This is a genomic window from Lysobacter sp., from assembly GCA_013141175.1.
Taxonomy (GTDB): domain Bacteria; phylum Pseudomonadota; class Gammaproteobacteria; order Xanthomonadales; family Xanthomonadaceae; genus Lysobacter_I.
Window position 1 is genome coordinate 3,040,031 of record JABFRN010000001.1, and the last position, 25,696, is coordinate 3,065,726.

The following is a 25,696-nucleotide window of genomic DNA, read 5'->3' on the forward strand; positions in this document are numbered from 1 at the left end:
CGAAGAAACAGAAAATCGGCAATTTTGAGCGCTATCTGACGCTGTGGGTTGCGCTATGCATCGCGGTTGGAACCGTGCTGGGGCACCTGATGCCCGGCAATTTCGAGAAGATCGCAGCGCTCGAAATGGCCAACGTCAATTTCCCGATTGCCGGTCTGATCTGGGTGATGATCATCCCGATGCTCATGAAGATAGACTATGGCGCCATGCGGAAAATCGGCGCGCATTGGAAAGGCATCGGTGTGACCTTGTCGATCAACTGGCTGGTCAAGCCGTTGTCGATGGCGCTGCTGGGCGGTTTTTTCCTGCGCCACGTATTCGTTGCGTATCTTCCTCCAGATCAGATCGATTCCTACATCGCGGGGCTCGTGCTGTTGGCTGCCGCGCCTTGCACAGCGATGGTGTTCGTCTGGAGCAATCTATGCGACGGAGAGCCGAACTTCACGCTCAGTCAGGTGGCGATCAACGATGTGATCATGGTCTTCGCATTCGCGCCGATAGTGGCACTGCTGTTGGGCGTTTCGTCGATTGCCGTGCCGTGGGACACGCTCGCGCTCTCCGTCGGTCTGTACATCGTCGTGCCGATCCTGATCGCGGCGGTATTGCGCCATGGCTTGCTGCGTCGCGGTGCATCCAGCCTGAAGGCCACACTCGCGGTCATGCAGCCTGCGTCCCTGGCGGCATTGCTCTTGACGCTGGTGCTCCTGTTCGGCTTCCAGGGCGAGCAGATCGTCCGTAAGCCGCTGATCATCGCGATGCTGGCAGTGCCGATCCTGATCCAGGTCTATTTCAATTCCGCGCTCGCCTACTGGTTGAACCGGAAGCTGGGTGTCGAGCACTGCGTCGCGGGACCGTCTTCGCTGATCGCGGCGAGCAACTTCTTCGAGCTTGCGGTCGCTGCGGCAATCAGTCTGTTCGGAGTGCAGTCGGGCGCGGCATTGGCGACCGTCGTGGGTGTTTTGATCGAAGTGCCGGTCATGCTGTCGGTCGTGAAGATCGTCAACAGCAGCCGCAGTTGGTACGAGCAGGGATTGCGCGCGCGCTAATGCGCTTCAGCGGAGACCTTCGACGTGGATATCGACATCCGCGATGCTGACGGTCTGGCCATCGCGGATCTTGCAGGTCTTGCGCAATTCCACCGCGCCATCCACGCGCACCGCGCCAGTGGCGACCAGATGTTTGCCGGCTCCGCCGCTGTCGCAGATGCCGGTGAGCTTCAGCAACTGGTTCAATTCGACGTATTCGCGATCGAGTTCGAAATGGAGCGTGGGCATTCGGCATTCCCGTGGCGATGAGCCGGTTCCGCAACCGGCGAAGTCGCGCGTAGGATACCGCTTGTCGCGAACATTGCTGACAGCATTTGTCAGCAGGGTTCGTGGATCCTAAGCCACTCCATCCCACAGGACATCCACATGCTCGCCTATACCACGCTCGGTACGAACGACCTGGCCCGCGCCGCCGCCTTCTACGATGTCCTGCTCGCCGAAATCGGCGCCAAGCGGGTCATGGAAGAACCCGACTATTTCATCGCATGGGGCAACTCGCAGGAAGGCGCGGGTCTCGGCATCACCTATCCCTTCGACAAGAATACGGCGACCGTCGGCAATGGCGTGATGGTGGCGCTGAATGCGATCAACCGCGAACAGGTCGATCGTGTGCATGCCAAGGCGCTCGAACTCGGCGGCACGGATGAAGGCGCGCCGGGCCAGCGTTCCCCGGGTTTCTATGCCGCTTATTTCCGCGATCTCGACGGCAACAAGCTCAACTGCTGCTACATGGGCGAATGATCCCGGCGCGAGGCTGCTGACACAGCGTTGTCAGCAGCCTGCGCGCAGCATGCGGACTTCCGTTCCGCAGCCCGAGGAGGCCGCATGCAACACGCCCGACACAACGCCGTCAATTGGTTCGAGATCCCGGTTCGCGATCTGGATCGCGCGCAGCGTTTCTACGAAGCAGTGTTCGATTCGCCGCTGCGCCGCGAACAGGCCGGACCCATGACGACCCTCGCGGTGTTCCCGTACGAAAAATACGGGGTGGGCGGCTGCCTGTTCGCCAATGCCGACGGCCCGCAGCCATCGCAGGACGGCGCTGTCGTCTACCTCAATGCCGAGCCCTCGCTCGATGCGACGCTGGCGCGCGTGGAAGCCGCAGGCGGACGGGTGACGCTGCCGCGTACCGAGCTGCCGGAAGGGATGGGCTGCTTCGCCCACATCGCCGACAGCGAAGGCAATCGCGTCGGTCTGCACGCATTGGCCTGAGCATGTCAGGATGCGCCGTCTCCGACGACCGCTCCCAAGCCTGACGCCATGCGCCGCGCCGACCGTCTGTTCCAGATCGTGCAACTCATTCGCGGCCGTCGACTGACGACGGCCGCGTTCCTCGCCGATCGCCTTGAAGTCTCGCAGCGTTCGGTCTATCGCGACGTCGCTGCGCTGCAGGCGCAGGGCGTGCCGATCGAGGGCGAGGCCGGCGTCGGCTACCGCATGCGTCGCGGCTTCGATCTGCCGCCGCTGATGTTCACGACCCAGGAAGCGCAGGCGCTGGTGGCTTGCGTGCGGGTCGCGCAGCCGCGGATCGACACCGGGCTTGCGCGCCATGCGGACGATGCGTTGGCGAAAATCCTCGCAGTGCTGCCGATGGCCGAGCGCGTCGCCGCCGAAAGCCTGTCGGTCTACGCGCCGCAGGTGGGCCCCGATCACGCCACCCGCGAACGCCTGGAACAACTGCGCCATGCCACCGACCGCAAGACCAAATTGCGCATCGATTATCTCGATCTCAAGGACGATGCCAGCGCGCGCGTGGTGCGACCGCTGGGTTGTTTCTTCTGGGGCGATGTCTGGACGCTGGCGGCATGGTGCGAATCGCGCGACGCCTTCCGCAATTTCCGCGTCGATCGCATCCAGCGGATCGAGCTGCTGGCGGAACAGTTCCGCGACGAATCCGGCAAGACCTTGCCGGATCTGATCCGCAGCTACGACTGCGAGGATCTTGGCTGACGATCATCCGGCTTTGCATGCGGGGCATTCGACGGGTATCGTCGAGGACACATCGAGACGTGGCGATCGAGCCTGTCGGGTACTGTCGCTGGAGCGAATGGGTATGAGTATCGAGTCCGGAAGATCACGGCTGCACGCGGTCATCGCGCTGTCCGTTGCGCTGTTGTTGTGCCCGCATCCGCTACGGGCCAACGATGCCTGCCCGGTGGACATGGTCCAGGCCGGCAGCAGTTGCAACGGTGGCGTCTGCGTGCCGATCTGCGTTTATCCGCAGGCGCCGCCGTCGTTCCCGGTCGATACCGGTCCGGCGGGTCCGGTGTCCGTCCTCTCGGGGCATTGGACCCTGATCCGCTGGGAGGATGCGAAAGGCAAGCCCGGATACAGTCTGGGCGCGGATCTGATGTCCGCAGCCGGAGCGGATGCGCTGGCCATGCGCAAATGCGCGAGTGCAGGCCGCAGGCATTGCAGGATCCATGGCCGATACGATGCCGGAATCCTGGCGGTGGCGCGCGCTGCCGATGGCGGCCTGTTCTTCCACGTCTACGACTACCCGCAGACGTACATGCGCGTGAAAGAACTCAAGAAGGCCGCGAAAAGCGCCAAGAAAAAAATCGTCGAAGAATGCGCTGCGGCGTCGAAGAGCCGCTGCAAGTTCGTGCAAATGGTGCCCAGCGACCAGTGGGCCGAATACAATTTTTGAGCAGCCGCCTGCGATGGCGGTGGTCGTCAGCGCAGTTCGATCTTCAACCGGCTTCCACGCCAGACCAGCACCGCACCGTCGCGGGTGATCCGTTCGATCACGATCTCGCCGAGCACGTCGCCTTCCTTCAGTCGTTGCCCGTCGACAATCACGAAACGCTGCGACGGCGCTTCATTCCATAGATGCATGCTGAGTTTCAGCGCCGGCAATTGCTTGCGCGCTTCCGGATCGAGATCGGCGAGCGAAACGATCTGATCGCCTGTCGCGGGCGTTGCCGGCTGAACCTGCGGCACGGGTGGTGCGATGTCGGGTTCGGGCGGTGGCGCGGGCAGTTCGCGTGCGACCGTGGTCGCGACCGGCGCGGGCGAGGCCTTCATCGGTGCGGCGGGTGCTTCCGTTGCGATGGCCTGTTGCGGAGGTTCGGATGTCGTCGGTATCGGCGCAGGTGCCTGCGTTTCGGTCGCGGTGGGTGCCGATGGGGGCGCATTCGCGTCAATGACCGCATCGGATACGGGAAGCGCTGCAGGCGGCGAAGGGCTGCGCTGTGCGAACAACCACAGCGCCGCGATCAGCGACAGCACGCCGACGCCACCGATCGCCAGCAGCGGCCATTGCTTGCGCGCAGGCGCGGGTGCGGCCGTGCCCGGCATCGTCGTGAACAGATCTGGCGCTTCGCTGCGGCGGCGTGCGGTTTCGGATTTGCGCAGGGCATCGAGGATGAAGGACATCGATCACTCTCCCGCTGCGGAAAGATGCGGGCCTGTTGCGTCCGAGGACAGCACGAACAGGGTTTCCGGGCCGAGAATGGCGTCGCTGCGCAGACCGTGCCGCGCCTGGAATGCGCGCAGCGCGATCGATGGATCGGTACGGTCGACAGCGGATGCGTCGGTGCCGGGTGTGTCGAGGTTGGCGGTGCGCAGTCGTTGTCGCACCCATTCCAATGCTGCGGCATCGCCGGCCGCGAATCCGATTTCGAGCGCGTCCGGCGCATTCCAGAGTGCGAGGTATTCGCCGTTCCACACGGCGGCCAGTGCGACCCGGTCGATCTCGAGCTTCGTGCCGTCGAGGGAGATGCGTGCGCTTGCCGCATCGGCGCCAAGCAACGATGCCCAGACCGCTTTCGGTTCTGCGCGCAGGCGCAGCAGCACCGGACGGTCGAAGCGCAGCAGCTGATCGAGACTCGCGCGGCTGCGCAGACAGCGCCAACCCGGAGCGGGCAGCGGCGGACAGGCATCGGGCGCGATGGCGCGCACGGCGGCCGGCGCTTTCCATGCCGCCACCAGAGCCTGCCACTCGTGCGGCGATGTCGGCGACGATGCGCGGACCCGCTGCAGCAGCGCGTCGCCGTCGAGTGTGGGTGGCTGTGCTGCGGGCGTTTCGACCTGAGCAGGCGATGCGATTGCAGCATCCGACACCGACGTGTCGGTTGGTGCGGTGCCCGACAGCGCAAATGCGATCGCCGCGACGCCGACAATCAGCGCAGCGGCGATGAGCAGCGGTTTGCGGTCGCGCTCCGTCTCTGCGTGCGCCGACGGCGCCAGCGCTTCGTTCGCGGCGCGGTCGACGGTCTTCGCATCGATGGTCAGCAGGTCGTGCGCGTAACCGCCGAGCAACGCGCGTTCGGCGATCACGTTGATCAGGCGCGGCACGCCGCCGCTGCGCTGGTACACGCGGCGCACGGCATCGGCCGAAAAGGGAAAGCGGTCCGCGCCGGCGGTGTTCAGCCGATGGCGCAGATAGGCCGCAGTGCCGGCTTCGTCGAGCGGACGCAGGTGATAGCGCGCGGTGATGCGTTGCGCGAGCTGGCGCAGTTCCGGACGGGCGAGGGTTTCGCGCAGCTCGGGCTGGCCGATCAGGATGATCTGCAGCAGCTTCTGGGTTTCGGTTTCGAGATTGGTCAGCAGCCGCACCTGTTCCAGCGCTTCGGTCGACAGGTTCTGCGCCTCGTCGATGATCAGCACGACCTTGTCGCCTTTCGCGTACGCCTCCAGCAGATAGGCGCTGAGCGCGTCGAACATCGCCTTGCCGCCGGGGGGCTTCGATGCAACGGCCCGGGGTTTGCGTTTGGCGGTGCCCGGCGCAACTGCGGGCGCACTGGCCTTGCCTCCGACGGGCAGCCGCAGTTCCTCGCAGATGGTCTGCAACAGTTCCGCCGGTTCCAGCCGCGGGTTCAGCACCAGCGCGGCGTGGGTGTTCTCCGGCAACTGGTTCAGCAGCAGCCGGCTGAGCGTGGTCTTGCCGGTGCCGACTTCGCCGGTGAGCTGCACGAAACCGCCGCCGCCACCCTGGCGGATGCCATAGAGCAGATGCGCCAACGCGTCGCGGTGGTGTTCGCTGAGGAACACGTAATGCGGGTCGGGCGTGATCGAGAACGGCGCCTGTTCGAGGCCGTAATACTCCAGATACATGCGGGGCTGCTGTCGGCCGGCGGGAGCGGGGTGCCTAGACTGCCACAGCGGCAACGTTCCCGTCGTTATTCGCCGATGACCCTGGACTCGCCGGTGGCCAGGATCTCAGGGTGTTCGATCCTCTGCGGCCGTACCAGCAGCGGATAGACCAGCACCACGCCGAGGATGATCGCCACGCCGAGGTAGAACTGCGGGGTGAGCTCGCGCTGTTCGCCCAGCAGCAGGATCGCCAGCGCGATCGCGTAGACCGGTTCCAGGTTGATCGCCAGCTGCGACCCGAACGCGGTGAGATGGCGCAGCGCCATCAGCGACAGCGCGAACGGCACCAGCGTGCAGGCGACCGCCAATGCGAGCAGATAGGCGCCATCGCGCAGGTCCGGCAACACGAACGGGTCGCCGCCGAACGCGGGCGACAGCAGCCCGGTGAGCGGCGCGATCACGGTCATCGCCGCCACGCCGGCCGCCATCTCCACCGCCGTGACCGACAGGGCGTCGCTGTGCTCGACCAGTCGCTTGTTGAGCGAGCTGAAGCAGGCGACGAAAAGGGCCGAGATCGTGCCCACCACCACCCCCATCAGCATGTCGCCGGGCACGCCGCCCGCGACCAGCGCCACCCCCGGCAATACCGCGATGCCCAGCCCGACTTCGCGCTTCGACAGCCGTTTGCCGGTCAGCATGGGTTCGATCAGCGCGGTGAACACCGTGGACAGGGCCATGCAGGTGGCGCCGACCGAGGCGTTGGAGAGTTTGATCGAGGCATAGAAGGTCAGCCAATGCAGCGCGACCAGCACGCCCACGCCCGCATAACTCCAGCGCAGCCGCGCGGACATCGCACGCAGCCCGCGCCAGACGCGCGGCAACAGCATCAGCAGCGCGACGACCAGCAGCATCCGCCACCACACCAGCGGAAGCGCCGGCAGGCTGATCAGCTTGCCGATGATCGCGGTGAAGCCCCACAGCACCACGCAGAGATGGATCTGCAGCCAGGCGGTGCGGGTAGCGGTGGATGAGGTCATCGGCGATCGGTCCGGAAGGTCGCGCATTATCGCCGCGCGCGTTCTTCCGCGCTCACCGCCAGCAGCCAGTCGACGAACGCCTGTGCGGCCGGACGAAGGCGTCGATGCGAGGGATAGACGATGTGATAACTCCAGCGCGCGGGCAGGATCGGCCCCGGCAGCCGCTGCAGGCGGCCATCGTCGAGCCAAGGCGTCGCGATCTTCTCCCGCGCCAGGGTCGCGCCGAGGCCGCGCGCGGCGGCTTCCATGGCGTCGGTGCTGTCGCTGAAGGTATGGCGCACGTCGAGCTGCACGCCGTGCACGTCGGCGGCGCGGAACCAGTCGGGCCAGCCCTGCCGGGCCAGATCGGCCACCAGCGGCAGCGTCGCGATGTCGGACGGGGTCGAAACGCGCTTCGCGATGTCCGCATTCGCGACCGGAAACAGCGCGTCGTCCATCACGTGGTGCGAGGTCAGGCCGGCCCAATGCCCGGGGCCGTGGCGGATGCCCAGATCGGGGCCGCCGTCGTCGAAGCGGGTGAGCGCGATCTCGGTATCGATGGCGATGCTGATCCGTGGATGCAGCGCCGTGAACGACGGCAGTCGCGGCAACAGCCACGCCTGGGTCAGCGAGTGCAGGGTGGAGATGCGCACGCGATCGTGGTCCTCGCGCGCGCCGCGCAGGCCGCGCAGCACGCCCTCCAGATCGGTCAAGGCGCTGCCGGCGGCGTCGGCCAGGCGGCGGCCTTCGGCAGTGAGGGTCACGCCACGGGCATGGCGCTGGAACAGGGCGACGCCGAGCCGGGTTTCGAGCTTGCGCACGTGATGGCTCACCGCGCTGGCGGTCAGGTGCAACTCCTCTGCGGCGTGGGCGAAGTTCTGGTGGCGGGCTGCGGCCTCGAACGCCGACAGGGCCGGCAGCCAATCCGGTCGCAAGCTCATGGCAAGCCTCAAATCTGATTTGTGTCTATGCGCCGGATTATGCGCTTGTCGCTTGATTCCCGCCCTCGATAATGAGCGCACGCCCTGTCCTCCGACCATCGCCAGATCACCGGCCGATACGTCGAACCCCGCAACTTCTCTACGGAACCATCATGACTGCAGCCACCGTCTCCCCGGCGCTCGAAGCGCGTACCGCTCCGGCGTGGGTCACGCCGCTCGAACTCGGCCTGCTCGGCGCGATCTGGGGCGCCTCCTTCATGTTCATGCGCGTGGCCGCGCCGGAGTTCGGGGCGATGCCGCTGGTCGCGATCCGGCTGGGGCTGGGCGCGATCATCCTGCTGCCGTTCCTGTGGCGCGAACGGCGTGCGTTCGATCGCCGGCTGTGGCCGCGTTTGGCGCTGATCGGTGCGATCAATTCGGCGATTCCGTTCACGCTCTTCGCGTGGGCCGCGCAGCGCGCGCCTGCGGGCGTCGGCGCGATCACCAATTCGATGGCGGTGCTGTTCGCGGCGCTGGTTGCGTTCCTGTTCTACGGCGAAAAGATCGGTGCACGCCGGGCGGTGGCGCTGATTGCGGGCTTCGCGGGCGTGATCGTGCTCGCCAGCGGCAAGGTCGGCGGCGCCAGCATCGGCCTGCCGGTGGCGGCCGGCACCTTCGCGGCGTTCCTGTACGGCGTCGGCGGCAATCTGGTGAAGCGCCATCTCGCCGGTCTGCCGGCCACCGCGGTGGCGGCGGCGACATTGAGCTGCGCGGCGCTGATGACCGCGCCGTTCGCGATCGCGCAATGGCCGCAGCATGCGGTATCGGCGAAATCATGGGGCGCGGTGGCCACCCTCGGCGTGCTCTGCACCGGGATCGCTTTCGTGATGTATTACCGGCTGATCGCGCGGATCGGCGCCAGCCGCGCCGCCACCGCGACCTATCTGGTGCCGCTGTTCGGCGTGGGCTGGGCGTGGCTGCTGTTGGACGAGCCGTTGACGATGACGATGGTCATCGCCGGGGCCTTGATTCTCGGCAGCGTCGTGCTCAGCCAGCGGCCGGTGAAGTAGCCGGCCGGCGCGCGGTCACTCCGCCGGCACCGTCATCGCGACGCCGACCATCGGTGCCCGTCGCGGCACGCCTTCCTCATCGAGCAGACGGTCGATGCGCGCGAAGACCTCCGGACGCGAAAAGGGTTTTTTCATGAAATCGTCGGCGCCGATGCGCTGCACGTAGAACTGCTCGGTCGCCTGCACGTTGCCGCTGATCATGATGATCGGCACCAGCTTGGTCGACGGCTGGCGGCGCAGGGCGCGCAGGGCGGCAAAGCCGTCCATGCCCGGCAGCACGATATCCAGGAAGATCAGATCGGGAGTCAGATCACGCGTCAGTTCCAGCGCGTCTTCGGCGGTGTACGCCTCGAGCGTCTGGAACCCGTTCTGCTGCAGCATCTTGCGCAGCACGGCCACGATCGTCGTCGAGTCGTCCACGATCAGCACCCGGGTACCGGGACGGACGTTGCCGCGAGGCTTCTCCCTGCGTTCCGGGCCCTCGTAAAGTTCGCTCCCGATCGGCATGGCCAGCGCTGCCTCGACCAGCACCTCGGGCGTGGCGGCATCGGCCAGCGCGTCCAGCTCCTCGGGGGTGGGCGTCGGCGGGCGTTGCGGCGGCAGCGGCGCCGGGACGGGCATCGGCGCAGGGGCAATGGAGGTGTCGCGACCGCGGATCGTGTCCCGCCATCGCTTGACCGAATCGAAAATACTCACACGGTTTACTCCCTCGGACAGATTCCGGCAGATGGAGCCCGGATCGGATGCCTCCCCGTCGGGCATCCCCTCAAACAGCGGCAATCCAAGCCTTGGGCGGACCTGCAGAGCATAGCGGCCCGGCAAGGAAGGGCCAAGCTGCCGGATCGGGCAGCTGGACATCCCCGGCCGGGGCACCGGCACCGGGGCTCAGCGGATGCTTTCGTCCAGCATCATCGCCCGTACGAACCGCACCGGCGGCGCGCCATAGGACAGGACCTGGTCGTGGTAGGCCTTGAGCTTGAAGTCCTTGCCGAGCTTCTGCTCCATCGCCTTGCGCAGGTCGAAGTGTTCCTGCACGCCGACGAAATAGGTCGGCAACTGCGCACTGCCCAACTGGGCACGGACCCATTTGCCTTCGGCCTCGCGCTCCTGCTGGAAGGTGCGCCCGACCATCAACGCCATCGCCTGTTCCTTGCTCCAGCCGTCGACATGCACGCCCTGGTCCAGGATCGCGTTGGCCACCGCGCGCAGATAGAACTTGTAGCGCATCAGATGGAACAGCGGATCGTTGTCGAGATAGCCGGACTCCATCATCAGCGTTTCGGTGTAGACCGCCCAGCCTTCGGCGAACATGCCCGAGCGCAACACGCCGCGCAGCGTCGACGGATGCCGCGCCGAATGCGCGCCTTCCAGGTAATGCCCGGGCATCGCTTCGTGGATCGACAGCAGATGCAGCATGCGCGTGTTGTATTCGCGCAGGAACGAATCGGTCTGCTTGTCGGTCCACTCATCGGGGATCGGCGAGATCGCGTAGTAGGTCTTCAGCCCCTTGTCGAGCGGGCCCGGCGAATCGCAATAGGCCACCGCCACGCCGCGCTGGAATTCCGGCATCAGGATGACTTCGACCGGATCGTCCGGCACCGTCACCAGATCCTTGGCGCGGGTGAACTCGGTGGCCTGCGCCAGCGTCTGTTTCGCGGTGTCGACCACCGCATCGCGCTTGGGCTTGTCGGCGTAGGCCAGCTCCAGCGCGGTCTCGATCGCCTTCTGCTGCTGCGCGTCGTCCGGGCTGTCGGGCAGTGCCGGCGCGTTCGGTGTGTCCTTGAGGACCTGCTGCGAAATCCTGTACATCTCGGCGCGCACGCGGGCCAGTTCGGCCTCCGCACGCTGCTTGATCTCGTCGCGCGACAGCGACGACATCAGCGCGAATTTGAGCTTTTCGTCGTAGAGTCTTTGGCCGATGCGGAAATCGCCCTTCGCGTTCGGGACCAGGGTCTTGTCGAGCCACAGCTGATGTTCGGCGATCGCCTTGCGCAGACCTTCGACGGACGCATCGAGGCGCTTGCGGTCCTCGCCCTGCAGTTGCCCGGCATTGGGCACGATGAACTGTTCGACCAGCGAAATCACGCCGCCGTTCTGCTTCGCGACGGTCTCGGCGTGGATCTTCGGCACCCGCGCCGGATCGATGTTCTCGCGCATCTGCGCGAACAGCGCCGGCAGTTTCTCCATGCGCGCAGTCGCGGATTTCAGGCGTTCCGGCAGCGGCGCGAATTCGCGCGCCATCAGGTTGTAGATCGCGCCGCCGGCCAGTCCGCCGTAGACCTGCGGATCCCAGGCCCAGGCCTGCAGCGTGTCCATGCCCCAGATATCGGCCTGGATCTGGTTGCGCAGGATCGCGGCGTCGAGCTGGTTCTCGCGCGACAGCTTGGCGGCGTCGATCGCATCCAGTTCGGCCAGCATTTTTTTGGAAAAGTCGACGTACTGCGTGCGGCCAGCAGCGCTGAGATCATCGATCTCGGCGTCGAAGCGATGGTCGCCCTGCTGGGTCGCGTTGATCGGGTTGAGCTTCAGCCAGCCGTCGAGCCAGCGCTTGCTGAGATCGGCGAATCGGGCGTCGACCGCAGCGTCGGTGGTCGTCATGGCGGCTTCCTTCGCGGCGGGTTCGGCGGGGGCATTGGTGTTCGTGCCGCTGCAGGCGGCGAGGGTCGCGGTCAGCAATGCGATGGCGAGTGGCGTAAGGCGCATGTCGGGTGTCCGGCTGAACGAAGGCGACAAGGATAGGCCGGAACCCTGTCCTGTGCATCTGCCGAATGTTGGCGATCGGGCTTCGGTTGCCTGATTCTTGTGGGAGCGGCGGAAGCCGCGATCCGCTCCCGCATCGCGGCTCCCGCCGCTCCCACAAGCGCCGCTCAGCGCTCACCGCAGCCGCTCGCATCCGCTGTACACATTCATCCGCGCGTCGCGGGCGAATGCGATCAAGGTGATACCGGCGGCCTCGGCCTGGCGGATGGCCAGATCGGTCGGCGCCGACATCGCGGCGATCACGGCGATGCCCGCGTTCGCGGCCTTGTGCACGATTTCGTACGACGCGCGCGAGGTGATGGCCAGAAAACCGGCGCCCGGATCGGAGCGAATCGTCGCATGCAGCATCGCACCGACCAGTTTGTCGAGCGCGTTGTGACGGCCGACATCCTCGCGGACGAGCATGCCGGCGTTGAGCAAGCGGTTTCCTTGCGGGCCGTCCTCTGGAATGAAGCCTGCCGCATGCACGCCGCCGCTGCGCGCGTTCAAAGGCTGCTGCTGCGACAGGCGATCGAGTCCCGCATGGACCTGTGTCGCGGACAGGCGCGGACCTGCGCCGACTCTGCGCACGGGCTGGACTGCGGATTGCAGGCTCGATGTGCCGCACAGGCCGCAGCCGCTGCGGCCTTCCAGCGTGCGCTGGCGGTGTTCGATCGCATCGAAGCGCGACTGCGGGATCGCCGCGTGCAGTGCGATCCCGTGTTCGCCGTGCACGACATCGACCAGCGAGAATTCGTCCGCGCTCGCGACGATGCCCTCGCAGACCGCGAAACCGAGCGCGAAATCCTCCAGATCCGCAGGCGTGGTCATCATCACTGCGAACGACAGGCCGTTGTAGAGCAGGGCGACCGGGATTTCCTCGATCACCCATTCTTCGCGCACCGTGCCCGCGCCATCGGCGACATGCAGGGCTTCGCGCGCGCGCAGACCGGTGCTCACGCCGCGCGTCCGCACAGCGCACGGCCGCGTTCGGTCAGGCGCAGCAGCACGCGCTCGCCTTCGCGATCCTGGCGCACCAGATCGAGTCCGTCGAAGCGCGGATCGTCGCCCAGCGCGACCAGCAGCCGCTGCAGTTCGCTGGCGCTCAGCGACAGACGCTTCGCCGCGCGCGGCAGCGACACATCGTCGTTTTGCGCAAGCAATTGCAACAGTGCGAGCGCAGCGTCCTCGCTCATGGCGCTGCAGTGTCCGTCGCGCGGCGCAGATAGACGGGAATCGATTTGGAGGCCGGCGTCCGCGCGCGTTCGGCATGATTGCCGAGCGGCACCAGTGCGTTGGTTTCGGGGAAATAGCTGGCGATGCAGCCTGCGGGAATGTCGTATTCGACCAGCCGGAAATCGCGCGCGAGGCGTTCGCCATCGTCCCAGACCGACACCAGATCGACCGTCTCGCCGTCCTCGAAGCCAAGCGCATCGAGATCGCCGCGCGAGATGAAACACACCCGGCGCAGTCCGTGCACGCCGCGATAGCGGTCGTTGCTGCTGTAGACCGTAGTGTTGTACTGGTCGTGCGAGCGAATGGTCATCAACTGCAGAAGCTTTTCCTGTGGGAGGGGCTTCAGCCCCGACCGGGATGCGGCTGCGCCATCCGGTAGGTTTTGCGATGCTTCGTTCGGGGCTGAAGCCCCTCCCACAGAAGCAAGATCCACCAGCGGATGCGCAAAAAACCGCGCTTTTCCCGACGTTGTCGGAAACACGCGATCACGTGCCGGATGATGCAGATGGAAGCCGCCCGGATGACGCACCCGCGCATTGAAATCCTCGAAGCCCGGAATCACGTTCGCAATGCGTTCGCGGATGCGGCCGTAATCCTCGGTCATCGACAGCCACGGGATCGTGCTGCGCGGCAGCGTCGCCGCCGCGAGCCGCGCGACGATCGCCGGTTCCGACAGCAGATGGTCGGATGCCGGCGCGTTCATCCCCGACGACAGATGCACCATGCTCATCGAATCTTCGACCGTCACCGCCTGCGGCCCGCCGGCCTGCATGTCGATCTCGGTACGGCCGAGGCAGGGGAGGATCAGCGCCTCGCGGCCATGCACCACATGCGAACGGTTGAGTTTGGTGCTGATCTGCACGGTCAGCGCGCAGTTGCGCAGCGCGGCATGGACGGCGTCGGTATCGGGCGTGGCTGCGGCGAAGTTGCCGCCCATCGCGAAGAACACTTCGCCATGGCCGTCGCGCATCGCTTCGATCGCGGCGATGGTGTCGAAGCCGTGCGCCTGCGGCGGCTCGAAACCGAACTCCGCGCCGAGGCGCTCGAGGAACGTGGGCGAAGGCTTTTCGTAAATGCCCATCGTGCGGTCGCCCTGCACGTTGGAATGTCCGCGCACGGGGCAGGGCCCGGCGCCGGGTTTGCCGATATTGCCGCGCATCAGCAGCAGATTCGTCAGCATCTGGATGGTGGCGACGCTGCGCCGGTGCTGGGTGATGCCCATGCCCCAGCACAGGATGGTCGCGTTGCTGTCCAGATAGACCTGCGCCGCCTGTTCCAGCTGCGCGCGCATCAGCCCGGATTCGCGTTCGATCCCGGCCCAATCCGCATCGCGCACGCTATCGGCGACCGCATCGTAGCCATGCGTGTTGGCGGCGATGAACGCCACGTCGATCGCGTGCGGGTCGCTGTCGGCGCGTTCGACGAGGATTTTCGCGATCCCGGTCGCGACGGCAAGGTCACCGCCGATCTTCGGCTGGAAATAATGCGAGGCGATCGCGGTCGAGCCGCCGGAGAGCATTTCCGCGGGCGATTGCGGGTCGGTGAAGCGTTCCAGACCGCGTTCGCGCAGCGGGTTGAACACGACGATCCTGCAGCCGCGCTTCGCCGCGCGGCGCAGTTCGCCGAGCATGCGCGGGTGGTTGGTGCCGGGGTTCTGGCCGAAGACGAAGATCGCGTCGGCCAGCTCGAAATCGTCGAGCGTCACCGAGCCCTTGCCGCTGCCGATCTGCTCGTTCATCGCCACGCCCGAAGGCTCGTGGCACATGTTCGAGCAGTCCGGCAGGTTGTTGGTGCCGTAGGCGCGGACGAACAACTGGTACAGGAACGCCGCTTCGTTCGAGGTGCGGCCCGAGGTGTAGAAGATCGCTTGGTCGGGCGAGGCGAGCGCGTTCAGGGCTTCGGCGATCCGCGCGAACGCCGCGTCCCAGCCGATCGGCACGTAGCGGTCGCTGGCAGCGTCATAGGCCATGGGCTCGGTCAGCCGGCCCTGGGCTTCGAGGAATTCGTCGCTCTGTTCCGCCAACGAGGCGACGCTGTGCTCGGCGAAGAACGCGGCAGTGACCCGCTTCGAGGTGGATTCGTTGGCGACTGCCTTCACCCCGTTTTCGCAGAATTCGAAGGTGGAATGCGGGTTGCGGTCGGGCCAGGCGCAGCCCGGGCAGTCGAAGCCGGTGGGCTGGTTGGTGCGCAACAGCGCGCCGGGGCCGCGCAGCACCGCATCCTGCTGGCGCAGCGCCTGCCACGAGGATTTCAAGGCATCCCAGCCCCCGGCGGGCTTGTCGTAGCGCCGGATCGGGGCGTCGTCGTCGCGGTTTTCGGTCATTCCGGCATCCTAACGCAGTGGATATCGATGCGCGGCGGGCCGCTGGACGTCGCGAACGCTGCCAGCGTAGATTGTCGGTCGAGCCGCGTCGTGAACGGACGGGCCGACGTTTCCGCTCCCTCCGTCCCTGAATGCCAGAAGCAGACTCCTTTTGTCCGAAGCCACCGCCAGTCTCGATACCGCCCTGAATCACGCCTCGCAGCTGCTCGGCAGCGATCCCGAACTCGCGGGTCAACAAGCCACCGAGATCCTGCGCGTGGTCGCTGACCATCCGGTCGCACTGATGATCCTCGGCATCTCGCACCGGCTCTGCGGTCGCCAGGAGCGGGCGATCGAACTGCTCGCCCCGCTGTCCCGCACTCAGGCGGGGATGCCACGGGTGCATTACGAATACGCGATGGCTCTGGCGCGGACCGGTCGTGTCGAGGAGGCGATCGCGACGTTGCAGCGTGCGCTGTCGCTCAATCCGGCCCTGCCGCAGGTCTGGCTGTCCTTGGCCGATCTGCAGCGTGCGGTCGGCAGGCAGAAAGACGCCGATGAGGCCTATGCCGGCTATATCCGCTACTCCGTGCGCGACCCCAACCTGCTGCAGGCCGCCGAGGCCTTGAACGCCAATCGCCTGCCTGAAGCTGAGGGCATGCTGCGGGCCTGGCTCAAGCAACATCCCACCGACGTGGTCGCGATCCGCATGCTGGGCGAACTGGCGGTGCGCGTCGGCCGCAACCCCGAGGCGCTGCGCCTGTTCGAGCGCTGTCTGCAATTGGCGCCCGGGTTCCGCGAAGCGCGCCAGCATTTCGCGGTGGTGCTGCATCGGGAACAGCAGTCGTCGAAGGCGCTGGAGCAACTGGAACTGTTGCTGCGCGAGGATCCAGCCAATGCCGGCGCGCGTACCCTGAAAGCGGCGGTGCTGTGCCGGTTGGGCGAATATGCCCGCGGCATCGAGCTGTACGAGGGTCTGCTGCGCGAATACCCGCACAACGCGCGGGTCTGGCTGAGTTACGGCCACGCGCTCAAGACCGAAGGCCGGCAGGCCGATGCCATCGCCGCCTATCGGCACTGCGTGGAGGAAGAGCCCGAGTTCGGCGAGGCCTGGTGGAGTCTGGCCAACCTCAAGACCATCCGTTTCGACGATGCGGATATCGCGACGATGCGCGCGCAACTGCAGCGCGACGATCTGGAGACCGAACATCGCCTGCATTTCGAGTTCAGCCTCGGCAAAGCGCTGGAAGATCGCGCCGACTACGCGGAATCCTTCGCGCATTACGCCGAGGGCAACCGTCTGCGCCTGGAGATCGTGCCCTATCGCGCCGGCGACACCACCGCCCGCGTCGTGCATGCGAAGCGCGTCTACACCCGCGAATTCTTCGCCGAACGCGAAGGCTGCGGCGATCCCGCGCCGGATCCGATCTTCATCGTCGGCCTGCCGCGCTCGGGTTCGACCCTGATCGAACAGATCCTGTCGAGTCATTCCGCAGTCGAAGGCACGATGGAGCTGCCGGAGATCATCGCGATGACCCGCGCGCTGCGCCGCGGCAGCGAGGGCGCAGCCAGCTACCACGATGTCCTGGCCGGGTTGCCCGTGGAGCAGTTCGCGGAACTCGGCCGCCAGTTCATCGACCGCACCCGCGTGCAGCGCAAGACCGGCGCGCCGCTGTTCATCGACAAGATGCCGAACAATTTCCTGCATCTGGGGCTGATCCAGCTGATGCTGCCGAACGCGAAGATCATCGACGCGCGGCGCCACCCGTTGGCCTGCTGTTTTTCCGGATTCAAGCAGCATTTCGCGCGCGGCCAGAGTTTCAGCTACAGCCTCGACGATCTCGGCCGTTATTACCGCGATTACGTGGACCTGATGGCGCATTTCGATGCGGTGCTGCCGGGCCGCGTGCATCGGGTGATCTACGAGCGCATGGTCGAGGACACCGAAGCCGAGGTGCGCCGGCTGCTGGATTACTGCGGCCTGCCGTTCGAGGAGCGCTGCCTGCGGTTCTTCGAGAACGACCGGCCGGTCCGCACCGCCAGTTCCGAGCAGGTGCGTCGCCCGATCAACCGCGATGGCATCGACCAGTGGCGGCATTATTCTACTTGGCTCGATCCGCTCAGGACGGCCTTGGGGCCGGTGCTCGATGCCTATCCGGACGTTCCAGAATTCTTGGGCGAAGCATGAGTCCCGTGTTGCGCTCCGCCGCGCGTCCATCGATCGTTACTGCTGTTCCACAACCCGGGGAGAGTGAAATGCGTCAAAAAGACCAGTCGAATCACCGAAGTTCCGCCAATCGCCGACCAGCCACGCTGGCGAGGATGCCGCTGACCGCCGCGATCTATGTCGCGTTCGGCAGCATGGCGTTCGCCGGTGCGGCGATCGCCCAGGATCCGCAGAGCGGAGACAGCGCGCCGTCGCTGGAGACGATCACCGTCACCGCACAGAAGCGCACGGAGAACCTCCAGGACGTGCCGATCAGCATGAATGTGATCGGCGCGCAGCAGCTCGATGAAATGCAGGTCAACGATTTCGAGGATTACGCGAAACTGCTGCCCAGCGTCTCCATTTCGCCCAACGGCCCGGGCTTCGGCCAGGTCTATATGCGCGGCGTGGCCAGCGGCGGCGACGGCAACCACTCCGGCCCGTTGCCCAGCGTCGGCATCTATCTCGACGAGCAGCCGATCACCACCATCCAGGGCGCGCTGGACCTGCACGTCTACGACATCGAACGCGTCGAAGCGCTGTCCGGCCCGCAGGGCACGCTGTACGGCGCCAGCTCCGAATCCGGCACCCTGCGCATGATCACGCGCAAACCCGACACTGCGGGTTTCTCCGCCGGCTACGGCCTCGAGGTCAACGCCATCGATGGCGGCGGCTTCGGCCATGTCGCCGAAGGCTTCGTCAACGTGCCGGTCTCGGCGAACACCGCGATCCGTCTCGTCGGCTGGCAGAAGAAGGACGCCGGTTGGATCGACAATGTGTTCGGCGAACGCACGTATCCCACATCGGGCATCACCCAGAACAATGCCGACCGGGTCGAAGACAATTACAACGATGTCGATACGGTCGGTGCGCGTCTCGCGTTGAAGATCGATCTCAACGACAACTGGACGATCACCCCCACCATCATGGGCCAGCGCCAGAAGGTCAACGGCAACTTCGCCTACGACGACACCGTCGGCAAGCGCGAAATCAGCCACGCCTACGCCGAGTCCGGCGACGACCGCTGGGCGCAGGCCGCGCTGACCGTGCAGGGCAAGATCGGCAATTTCGACCTGACCTACGCCTTCGCCCACCTCAAGCGCGATGTCGATACCGAAACCGACTACAGCGACTATGGTTTCTGGTACGACACGCTGTTCGGTTACGGCGCGTATTTCTACGACGACAACGGCGATCTGGTGAATCCGGCGCAGTACATCCAGGGTGTCGACGGCTACAAGAAGACCAGTCACGAACTGCGTATCGCTTCGCCGCAGGATCAGCGCCTGCGCTTCGTCGCCGGTCTGTTCTGGATGGACCAGTCGCACGATATCGAACAGCGTTACCGCATCGACAACCTGGCCTCCTCGCTGTCCGTGCGCGGCTGGGAAGACACCATCTGGTTGACGCAGCAGGAGCGCAAGGATCACGACGAGGCGATCTTCGGCGAGCTCGCGTTCGATTTCACCGACAAGCTCACCGGTACCGTCGGGCTCCGCCATTTCCGCGCCGACAATGCGCTGAAGGGCTTCTTCGGTTTCGCCAACGGGTATTCCTCTCAGGGTAGCCAGCCACCGCAGAACCGCTACGGCGAGGCCGCGTGCATCGTGCAGTACGGCGCCGATCCGGCGAACTGGCCGTCCTTCAACGGCGCGCCCTGCGAAGTGTTCGACAAGGACGTGCAGGAGAAGAGCACGCTCGGCAAAGCGAATCTGTCGTACAAATTCGCACCGAACCGGATGATGTACTTCACCTGGTCCGAAGGTTACCGACCGGGCGGCATCAACCGCCGCGGTACGCTTCCGCCGTACATCACCGAATTCCTGACCAATTACGAAGTCGGCTGGAAGACCTCCTGGCTCGACAATCGCTTGACCTTCAACGGTGCGGCGTTCCGTCAGATCTGGGACGACTTCCAGTTCTCGGTACTGGGCCAGAACGGTCTGACCGAGATCCGCAACGCCAACCAGGCGCGCATCCAGGGGCTCGAACTGGACGTGAACTGGGCCGCGACCTACAACCTGCGGCTCACGGCGGGCCTCGGCATCTACGATGCGGAGCTCACCGAGAACTACTGCGGCGAAGTCGATGCCGATGGCAACCCGATCACCGATTGCACCGACCCGCAGGCGCCGAAAGGCACGCGTTTGCCGGTCACGGCGGATTACAAGGGCAACCTGACCGCGCGCTACACCTTCGATATCGCCGATTACGAAGCCTATTGGCAGAGTTCGGTCGTGCACGAGGGGCGCCGGACTTCGGATCTGCGCATTCTCGAACGCGGCATCCTCGGCGACCTGCCGTCCTACAGCCTCGTCGATTTCGCCATCGGCGTGCGCAAGAACGACTGGTCGGTGGATTTCTACATCAAGAATCTGCTCGATGAGAATGCGCAGTACGGACGCAATGTGCAGTGCCCGGAAACCGTGTGCGCCGCTCAGGTCTACAGCGTAGCGGGGCAGCCGCGTACCTTCGGCATCAAGTTCAGCCAGAACTTCTGACCCGGCCCATCGGTGTCAATCGCGATCGACAGGCCGCCTTCGGGCGGCCTGTCTGTTTGAGGCGATTGCCTCGTTGCCTGGGCGAGCCTGCCGCCGGGGCGGTTGCGGCGGCATAAAAAACGGGGCGCTTTGGGCGCCCCGTTTCGTTTCAGCGACAGTGTTGCGGCTGCTTCAGCGGCGCAGCTTCGACAGCAGGCGCAGCAGTTCGAGGTACAGCCACACCAGCGTGACCATCAGGCCGAAGGCGCCATACCACTCCATGTACTTCGGAGCGCCGGCTTCGACGCCGCTTTCGATGAAGTCGAAGTCCATGACCAGATTCAGCGACGCGACCACCACGACGAACAGGCTGAAGCCGATGCCGATCAGGCCCGAGTCGTGGATGAAGGGGATCTTGATGCCGAACAGGCCGAGCACGATCGTGGCGATATAGATCAGCGCGATGCCGCCGGTCGCCGCCGCCACGCCGAGCTTGAAGTTCTCGGTCGCCTTGATCAGCCCGGAGCGGTAGGCGAAGAGCAGGGCGAACATGATGCCGAAGGTCAGCATCACCGCCTGCAGCACGATGCCCTGGAACTGGGCGTTGTAGATGGCGGAGATCGCGCCGAGGAACAAGCCTTCGACCAGCGCGTAGAGCGGCGCAGTGACCGGCGACCATTCCTTCTTGAAGACCGTGACCATGGCCAGGATGAAGCCACCGATGCCGCCACCGAGCAGGTAGCCCATCGATCCGGGGGCGACTTCGCCGGTCGGGGTCATGGTCTGCGACCATGCGAAGGCGGCGGTGAGGACTGTCATCAACAACAGCATGCCGGTCTTGTTGACCGTGCCGTTCAGGCTCATGGTGCCCTGATCGCCGGCGACGACGCTGCCGCTGCTGAGGTCGAGGAAGGTGGAATCTTTGAGGGCCGGGTTGCTACTGCGCAGCATGGTGTCTCCTTGAAAGACGTCGGGCGTCTGCGGATTCGAGGTTGAAACGCAAGGATACCGCCAGTGGCGCCATGTTGTCCGCGTTGACAGCGCGCCCCGGGCTTCGGACAATGCTCGGCCGGTCGGGTGCGGATGGTTCATCGTCTCTGGCCGCCGCTCATCGGCGGGGTATAGCGCAGTCTGGTAGCGCGCCTGCTTTGGGAGCAGGATGTCGGGGGTTCGAATCCCTCTACCCCGACCAATCCAAGGCTTTTCGACTGGTGTGTTCCAATCCATCCGCACGGCTATCATGCGCGCATGCGCCCGTAGCTCAACCGGATAGAGCACCGGCCTTCTAAGCCGGCGGTTGCAGGTTCGATTCCTGCCGGGCGCGCCAATGCGGTATGCGGTACAGGCTCGACAGGATGGTCGGGCGGCGGGAGACCAGGAGGCGATCCCGCGCGAATTCAGCGTTTTTTTCGTTTCAGTGGTGGATGTAGCTCAGTTGGTTAGAGCACCGGATTGTGATTCCGGGGGTCGCGGGTTCAAATCCCGTCTTCCACCCCATTGTTTTTGTTACACTCGTTTCATCGGGCCGTTAGCTCAGTTGGTAGAGCAGTTGACTCTTAATCAATAGGTCGAAGGTTCGAATCCTTCACGGCCCACCACGTTATTTGAAGCAAGCCAAGGACCGCGATCGCTTTACGATTCATCAGCCGCAGGCGCGGTGTTGGCATTGGTGTCTGCCAAGAGCGTGTCGTAGACCGGTTCCAATCCTTGACGGCCCACCGGTTCCAGCGAACGCCCGGCTCATGCCGGGCGTTTTTTGTTCATGCGCCTGGCACAGCATTACAATGGAAACAGCGCGAGAGTGGCGGAATTGGTAGACGCACTGGATTTAGGTTCCAGCGGGTAACCCCCGTGCGGGTTCGAGTCCCGCCTTTCGCACCAGACAGAAATGCATGCTTCACGTGACCGGAGTCTCCCTCCGTCGCAGGGGCCCGCCGCGAAACTGGCGGGAAACCCCGTAATCGGCGAAACTATCGCGTTGCGCTGGGACGGGCCGCCTCGGGCGCCCACGGCGGGTCTCTCCACCCGCCCGACCAAACGAAATCAACCACCATCACGGGCCGCGGGTGAGAGCGCGGCAGCAGGAGTCGTCACCAATGCAAGTTTCAGTCGAATCCGTGGGTAACCTCGAACGCCGCATGACCTTGCGCGTGCCGACCCAGCACGTCGAGGGCCAGATCGGAGGCCGCCTGCGCGAAATCGCCCGCACCGCCAAAATCAAGGGCTTCCGCCCCGGCAAGGTGCCGGCCAAGGTGATCGAGCAGCGTTATGGTGCGCAGGTGCGCAGCGAGGTCGTCGACGAGCTGTTGCAGAAAGGCTTCGATCAGGGCATCCGCGAAAACGAACTGCGCCTTGCCGGCGCTCCCCGGATCGAGCCGTCCCCCGAAGCGGGCGCGGACGAGCTGGCTTTCGTCGCAGTGTTCGAGGTGGTGCCGGAATTCGGCGAGATCGATGTCGCCGGCCTCCAGGTGGTGCGCAATACCGCCGAGGTGACCGAGGACGACATCGACCGGATGATCGAAAACCTCCGTTTGCAGCGGCGCAGCTGGACCCTGGTGAACCGTGCCGCCCAGTCCGGCGATGCCGCCGATGTGGAAACCTGGTCGGTGATCGATGGCGAACGCCTGCCGGCCGAAGGCGCCGAGCGCGGCGTCACCGTGATCGGATCCGGCGCCATGTTCGTCGACATCGAGAACGCGCTGATCGGCATGAATGCCGGCGAAGAGAAGTCCCTCGCCGTCGATTTCCCGGAAAACTGGCGCGTTCCGCAGCTCGCGGGCAAACATGCCGCCGTTCACGTCAAGATCGAGCAGATCTCCGAGCCCTTCCTGCCCGAGGTGGATGCGGAATTCATCAAGAGCTTCGGCGTGAAGTCGGCCGATATCGCCCAGTTCCGCACCGAAATCCGCAACAACCTCGAACGCGAGCTCAAGGGCGCGCTGATGAACCGCCTGCGCCGCGAAGTCGGCGAACAGCTGATCGTCGCGTACGCGCACGTCGAAATGCCGGCGGGCGTGGTCGAGAACGAGGCGCGTGCCATGGTCGCCCAGACCGTCGATCAGGCGCGTCGTCAAGGCCGCGAGATCGAAGCGCCCGCCGAGGCTTACCGCGATTTCATCGAGCCGGCGCGCAAGCGCATCACCGTGGCGCTCCTGGTCGGGGAGATCGCCCGCCGCAACCAGCTGACGCTCGACCCGAAGCGCCTGAACGAAACGCTGCGTCTCATCGCGTCCACCTACGAAGAGCCGCAGCAGGTCATTGATTTGTACCGCAACGACCGCCAGCTCATGTCCAGTCTGCAGAACCGCGTGATGGAAGAGCAGGTCATCGACTGGATCGCCGAGCGCGCGACGCACACCGACATGCCGCTCAGCTTCCAGGAAGCGATCGCTCCGCAGTGATCCGCAATGTTTTTGGCACTACCCCGCGCATCCCTGCGCGGATTTTCGCAACGCACAGGTGGCGCAACGCATGAACAGTCTTGAGACCAGAGCTCTGAATCTCGTTCCGATGGTGGTCGAACAGACCAGTCGCGGCGAGCGCGCTTACGACATCTATTCCCGTCTGCTGAAGGAGCGCGTGATCTTCCTGGTCGGCGGTATCGACGATTACATGGCCAATGTCATCGTCGCCCAGCTCCTGTTTCTCGAAGCCGAAAACCCGGAGAAGGACATCAGTCTGTACATCAACTCGCCCGGTGGCATCGTCACCGCCGGCATGGCGATCTACGACACCATGCAGTTCATCAAGCCCGACGTGAGCACGATCTGCGTCGGCCAGGCGGCCAGCATGGGTGCGCTTCTGCTCACCGCCGGCGCCAAGAACAAGCGGTACGCCTTGCCGAATTCGCGGGTGATGATCCATCAGCCGCTGGGTGGTTTCCAGGGCCAGGCGACGGACATCGACATCCATGCCCGCGAGATCCTGTCCATGCGCCAACGCCTGAACGAGATCCTCTCGCACCATACCGGTCAGTCGCTGGATACCATCGCCCGGGATACCGAGCGCGACAATTTCAAGAGCGCCGAGGCTTCCCGCGACTACGGTCTGGTCGACCACGTCCTCGAACGTCGCCCTGAAGACTCGATTCAGCCGGCTTAAGTTACTGATTCTCATGGCTATCCTGGTTTCCGCCGCAACTTGCTTGCGGTCGGGACCCCGGATGCTATCCTCCCGACACCAGCGTAGATAACGACAGCAGCATGAGCGAAGACCGGCAAGGCCGCAGCGGCGACAGCAACAAGATCCTCTATTGCTCGTTCTGCGGGAAAAGCCAACACGAGGTGCGCAAGCTGATTGCGGGCCCGAGCGTGTTCATCTGCGACGAATGCGTCGAGTTGTGCAACGACATCATTCGTGAAGAGCTCGAAGAGAAAGCCCAGGCGACGCGCAGCCACCTGCCGAAGCCGAAGGAAATCCTCGAAGTCCTCGACCAGTACGTGATCGGGCAGCCGCGCGCCAAGAAAACCCTGGCGGTGGCGGTCTACAACCACTACAAGCGGATCGAGAGCCGTCAGAAGAACGACGACATCGAGCTGGCCAAATCGAACATCCTGCTGATCGGTCCGACCGGCTCGGGCAAGACGCTGTTGGCCGAAACCCTGGCCCGGCTGCTCAACGTGCCGTTCACCATCGCCGACGCCACCACGCTCACCGAGGCGGGTTATGTCGGCGAGGACGTCGAGAACATCATCCAGAAGCTGCTGCAGAAGTGCGACTACGATGTCGAGAAGGCGCAGCAGGGCATCGTCTACATCGACGAAATCGACAAGATTTCGCGCAAGAGCGAAAACCCGTCGATCACCCGCGATGTGTCCGGCGAAGGCGTGCAGCAGGCACTGCTCAAGCTGATCGAAGGCACGGTCGCCAGCGTTCCGCCGCAGGGCGGTCGCAAGCATCCGCAGCAGGAATTCCTGCAGGTCGACACCCGCAACATCCTGTTCATCGTCGGCGGTGCGTTCGCCGGCCTCGACAAGATCATCCAGCAGCGCAGTACCGAAGCGGGCGGGATTGGTTTTGGCGCCAAGCTCAAGAGCTCCGAGCGCAAGGCCGATGTCAGCAAGGTGCTGTTCGATGTCGAGCCGGAGGATCTGATCAAGTTCGGCCTGATTCCCGAATTCGTGGGCCGCCTCCCGGTGGTCGCGACTCTGGAAGAGTTGGACGAGACCGCGCTGGTGAAGATCCTCACCGAGCCCAAGAACGCGATCAGCAAGCAGTTCCGCAAGCTGTTCGAGATGGAAGGCGTCGAGCTGGAATTCCGCGCCGATGCGTTGACGGCGATCGCGCGCAAGGCGCTCAAGCGCAAGACCGGCGCGCGTGGCCTGCGCACCATCGTCGAATCGGTGCTGCTCGATACGATGTACGACCTGCCGTCGCTGGAGAACGTCAGCAAGGTGGTGGTCGACGAGTCCGTGATCGAGCACAAGTCCGAGCCGTACCTGATCTACCAGACGCCGCCGAGCAAAGTCGCATCCGCCGAATAAACCGGTGCTTTTCGGGGTTGCGCGCGGCGCAAACGATTGATTCCCATCGCACGGCCCGCCACTCGGCGGGCCGTGCTTGCATCCGGTCGCGCATGACCCCATAACGGTGCCGAAGGTCATCCGTCCGCCGTGGCGATGGCCGCGAATCGTCGACCGGAGCC

General features: G+C 65.0%; 21 protein-coding genes and 5 tRNA genes. 16 read left to right on the forward strand and 10 right to left on the reverse strand.

What is annotated here, in order from left to right:
• Positions 1–14 precede the first annotated feature (14 nt).
• A complete protein-coding gene (gene arsB / locus HOP03_13345) occupies positions 15–1,046 on the forward strand; it encodes an ACR3 family arsenite efflux transporter (GenBank protein NOT89154.1) in 1,032 nt (343 codons plus the stop codon).
• 6 nt (positions 1,047–1,052) lie between these two features.
• Here the strand turns inward: arsB and HOP03_13350 are convergent, their stop codons facing one another.
• Positions 1,053–1,274, reverse strand: coding sequence for an RNA-binding S4 domain-containing protein (locus tag HOP03_13350; protein NOT89155.1), 222 nt, complete (start codon positions 1,272–1,274; stop codon positions 1,053–1,055).
• Between the two features lie 138 nt (positions 1,275–1,412).
• Here HOP03_13350 and HOP03_13355 point away from each other — a divergent pair, with 138 nt between their 5' ends.
• The 4 genes from HOP03_13355 (at position 1,413) to HOP03_13370 (ending at position 3,696) form a co-directional block, all read left to right on the forward strand.
• Positions 1,413–1,787 carry a VOC family protein gene (locus HOP03_13355; GenBank protein ID NOT89156.1) on the forward strand — a complete coding sequence of 125 codons (375 nt, stop codon included), beginning with the start codon at positions 1,413–1,415 and terminating at the stop codon, positions 1,785–1,787.
• 84 nt (positions 1,788–1,871) lie between these two features.
• Positions 1,872–2,258 carry a VOC family protein gene (locus HOP03_13360; protein ID NOT89157.1) on the forward strand — a complete coding sequence of 129 codons (387 nt, stop codon included), beginning with the start codon at positions 1,872–1,874 and terminating at the stop codon, positions 2,256–2,258.
• A 48-nt stretch (positions 2,259–2,306) separates the two neighbouring features.
• On the forward strand, positions 2,307–2,996 hold the full coding sequence (locus HOP03_13365; GenBank protein NOT89158.1) for a YafY family transcriptional regulator: 690 nt from the start codon (positions 2,307–2,309) through the stop codon (positions 2,994–2,996).
• A 103-nt stretch (positions 2,997–3,099) separates the two neighbouring features.
• Positions 3,100–3,696, forward strand: coding sequence for a DUF4189 domain-containing protein (locus HOP03_13370; GenBank protein ID NOT89159.1), 597 nt, complete (start codon positions 3,100–3,102; stop codon positions 3,694–3,696).
• Between the two features lie 26 nt (positions 3,697–3,722).
• Here the strand turns inward: HOP03_13370 and HOP03_13375 are convergent, their stop codons facing one another.
• The 4 genes from HOP03_13375 to HOP03_13390 all read right to left on the reverse strand — a co-directional run bounded on the left by HOP03_13375 (position 3,723) and on the right by HOP03_13390 (position 8,040).
• Positions 3,723–4,424, reverse strand: coding sequence for a GspB domain-containing protein (locus tag HOP03_13375; protein NOT89160.1), 702 nt, complete (start codon positions 4,422–4,424; stop codon positions 3,723–3,725).
• Positions 4,425–4,427: 3 nt separating this feature from the next.
• A complete protein-coding gene (locus HOP03_13380; protein NOT89161.1) occupies positions 4,428–6,104 on the reverse strand; it encodes an AAA family ATPase in 1,677 nt (558 codons plus the stop codon).
• A gap of 65 nt (positions 6,105–6,169) precedes the next feature.
• Positions 6,170–7,120 (reverse strand): DMT family transporter, encoded by a 951-nt coding sequence (locus HOP03_13385; GenBank protein ID NOT89162.1) that lies wholly within the window; start codon positions 7,118–7,120, stop codon positions 6,170–6,172.
• A gap of 26 nt (positions 7,121–7,146) precedes the next feature.
• Entirely contained in the window at positions 7,147–8,040 is an 894-nt protein-coding gene (locus HOP03_13390) for a LysR family transcriptional regulator (protein NOT89163.1), read from the reverse strand.
• 152 nt (positions 8,041–8,192) lie between these two features.
• On the opposite strand from HOP03_13390, the gene HOP03_13395 reads away from it, so the two are divergent.
• The gene (locus tag HOP03_13395) at positions 8,193–9,089 is read left to right on the forward strand and encodes a DMT family transporter (protein NOT89164.1); all 897 of its coding nucleotides are present in this window, start codon (positions 8,193–8,195) and stop codon (positions 9,087–9,089) included.
• Between the two features lie 15 nt (positions 9,090–9,104).
• Here the strand turns inward: HOP03_13395 and HOP03_13400 are convergent, their stop codons facing one another.
• The 4 genes from HOP03_13400 to HOP03_13415 form a co-directional block, all read right to left on the reverse strand.
• The gene (locus tag HOP03_13400) at positions 9,105–9,596 is read right to left on the reverse strand and encodes a response regulator (GenBank protein ID NOT89165.1); all 492 of its coding nucleotides are present in this window, start codon (positions 9,594–9,596) and stop codon (positions 9,105–9,107) included.
• Positions 9,597–9,974: 378 nt separating this feature from the next.
• Entirely contained in the window at positions 9,975–11,792 is a 1,818-nt protein-coding gene (locus HOP03_13405; protein ID NOT89166.1) for a DUF885 domain-containing protein, read from the reverse strand.
• 171 nt (positions 11,793–11,963) lie between these two features.
• Positions 11,964–13,100, reverse strand: a complete 1,137-nt coding sequence (gene fdhD / locus HOP03_13410) for a formate dehydrogenase accessory sulfurtransferase FdhD (protein NOT89167.1) — start codon at positions 13,098–13,100, stop codon at positions 11,964–11,966.
• Positions 13,021–15,387, reverse strand: a complete 2,367-nt coding sequence (locus HOP03_13415) for an FdhF/YdeP family oxidoreductase (GenBank protein NOT89168.1) — start codon at positions 15,385–15,387, stop codon at positions 13,021–13,023. Before HOP03_13415 ends, fdhD begins: the two co-directional genes overlap by 80 nt.
• A 151-nt stretch (positions 15,388–15,538) precedes the next feature.
• Between HOP03_13415 and HOP03_13420 the strand changes: the two genes are divergently transcribed.
• Together HOP03_13420 and HOP03_13425 are read left to right on the forward strand one after the other, a co-directional pair.
• Positions 15,539–17,554: a tetratricopeptide repeat protein gene (locus HOP03_13420; GenBank protein NOT89169.1), complete on the forward strand. Its 2,016-nt coding sequence runs from the start codon at positions 15,539–15,541 to the stop codon at positions 17,552–17,554.
• Positions 17,555–17,679: 125 nt separating this feature from the next.
• The gene (locus tag HOP03_13425; protein ID NOT89170.1) at positions 17,680–20,073 is read left to right on the forward strand and encodes a TonB-dependent receptor; all 2,394 of its coding nucleotides are present in this window, start codon (positions 17,680–17,682) and stop codon (positions 20,071–20,073) included.
• Between the two features lie 171 nt (positions 20,074–20,244).
• Here HOP03_13425 and HOP03_13430 read toward each other — a convergent pair whose 3' ends face one another.
• Complete coding sequence (locus tag HOP03_13430; protein ID NOT89171.1) at positions 20,245–21,003, reverse strand: Bax inhibitor-1/YccA family protein; 759 nt, start codon at positions 21,001–21,003, stop codon at positions 20,245–20,247.
• A 164-nt stretch (positions 21,004–21,167) separates the two neighbouring features.
• Here HOP03_13430 and HOP03_13435 point away from each other — a divergent pair.
• From HOP03_13435 to clpX, 8 genes are all read left to right on the forward strand, one after another.
• Positions 21,168–21,244, forward strand: a tRNA-Pro gene (locus HOP03_13435).
• 58 nt (positions 21,245–21,302) lie between these two features.
• Positions 21,303–21,379, forward strand: a tRNA-Arg gene (locus HOP03_13440).
• Between the two features lie 93 nt (positions 21,380–21,472).
• A tRNA-His gene (locus HOP03_13445) sits at positions 21,473–21,549 on the forward strand.
• 25 nt (positions 21,550–21,574) lie between these two features.
• Positions 21,575–21,650 (forward strand) — tRNA-Lys (locus tag HOP03_13450).
• A gap of 197 nt (positions 21,651–21,847) precedes the next feature.
• Positions 21,848–21,933: transfer RNA gene (locus HOP03_13455), tRNA-Leu, on the forward strand.
• 215 nt (positions 21,934–22,148) lie between these two features.
• Positions 22,149–23,453, forward strand: a complete 1,305-nt coding sequence (locus HOP03_13460; protein NOT89172.1) for a trigger factor — start codon at positions 22,149–22,151, stop codon at positions 23,451–23,453.
• A 70-nt stretch (positions 23,454–23,523) separates the two neighbouring features.
• A complete protein-coding gene (clpP, locus tag HOP03_13465) occupies positions 23,524–24,153 on the forward strand; it encodes an ATP-dependent Clp endopeptidase proteolytic subunit ClpP (GenBank protein NOT89173.1) in 630 nt (209 codons plus the stop codon).
• 101 nt (positions 24,154–24,254) lie between these two features.
• Positions 24,255–25,535, forward strand: a complete 1,281-nt coding sequence (gene clpX / locus HOP03_13470; GenBank protein ID NOT89174.1) for an ATP-dependent Clp protease ATP-binding subunit ClpX — start codon at positions 24,255–24,257, stop codon at positions 25,533–25,535.
• The last annotated feature ends 161 nt before the right edge of the window (positions 25,536–25,696 follow it).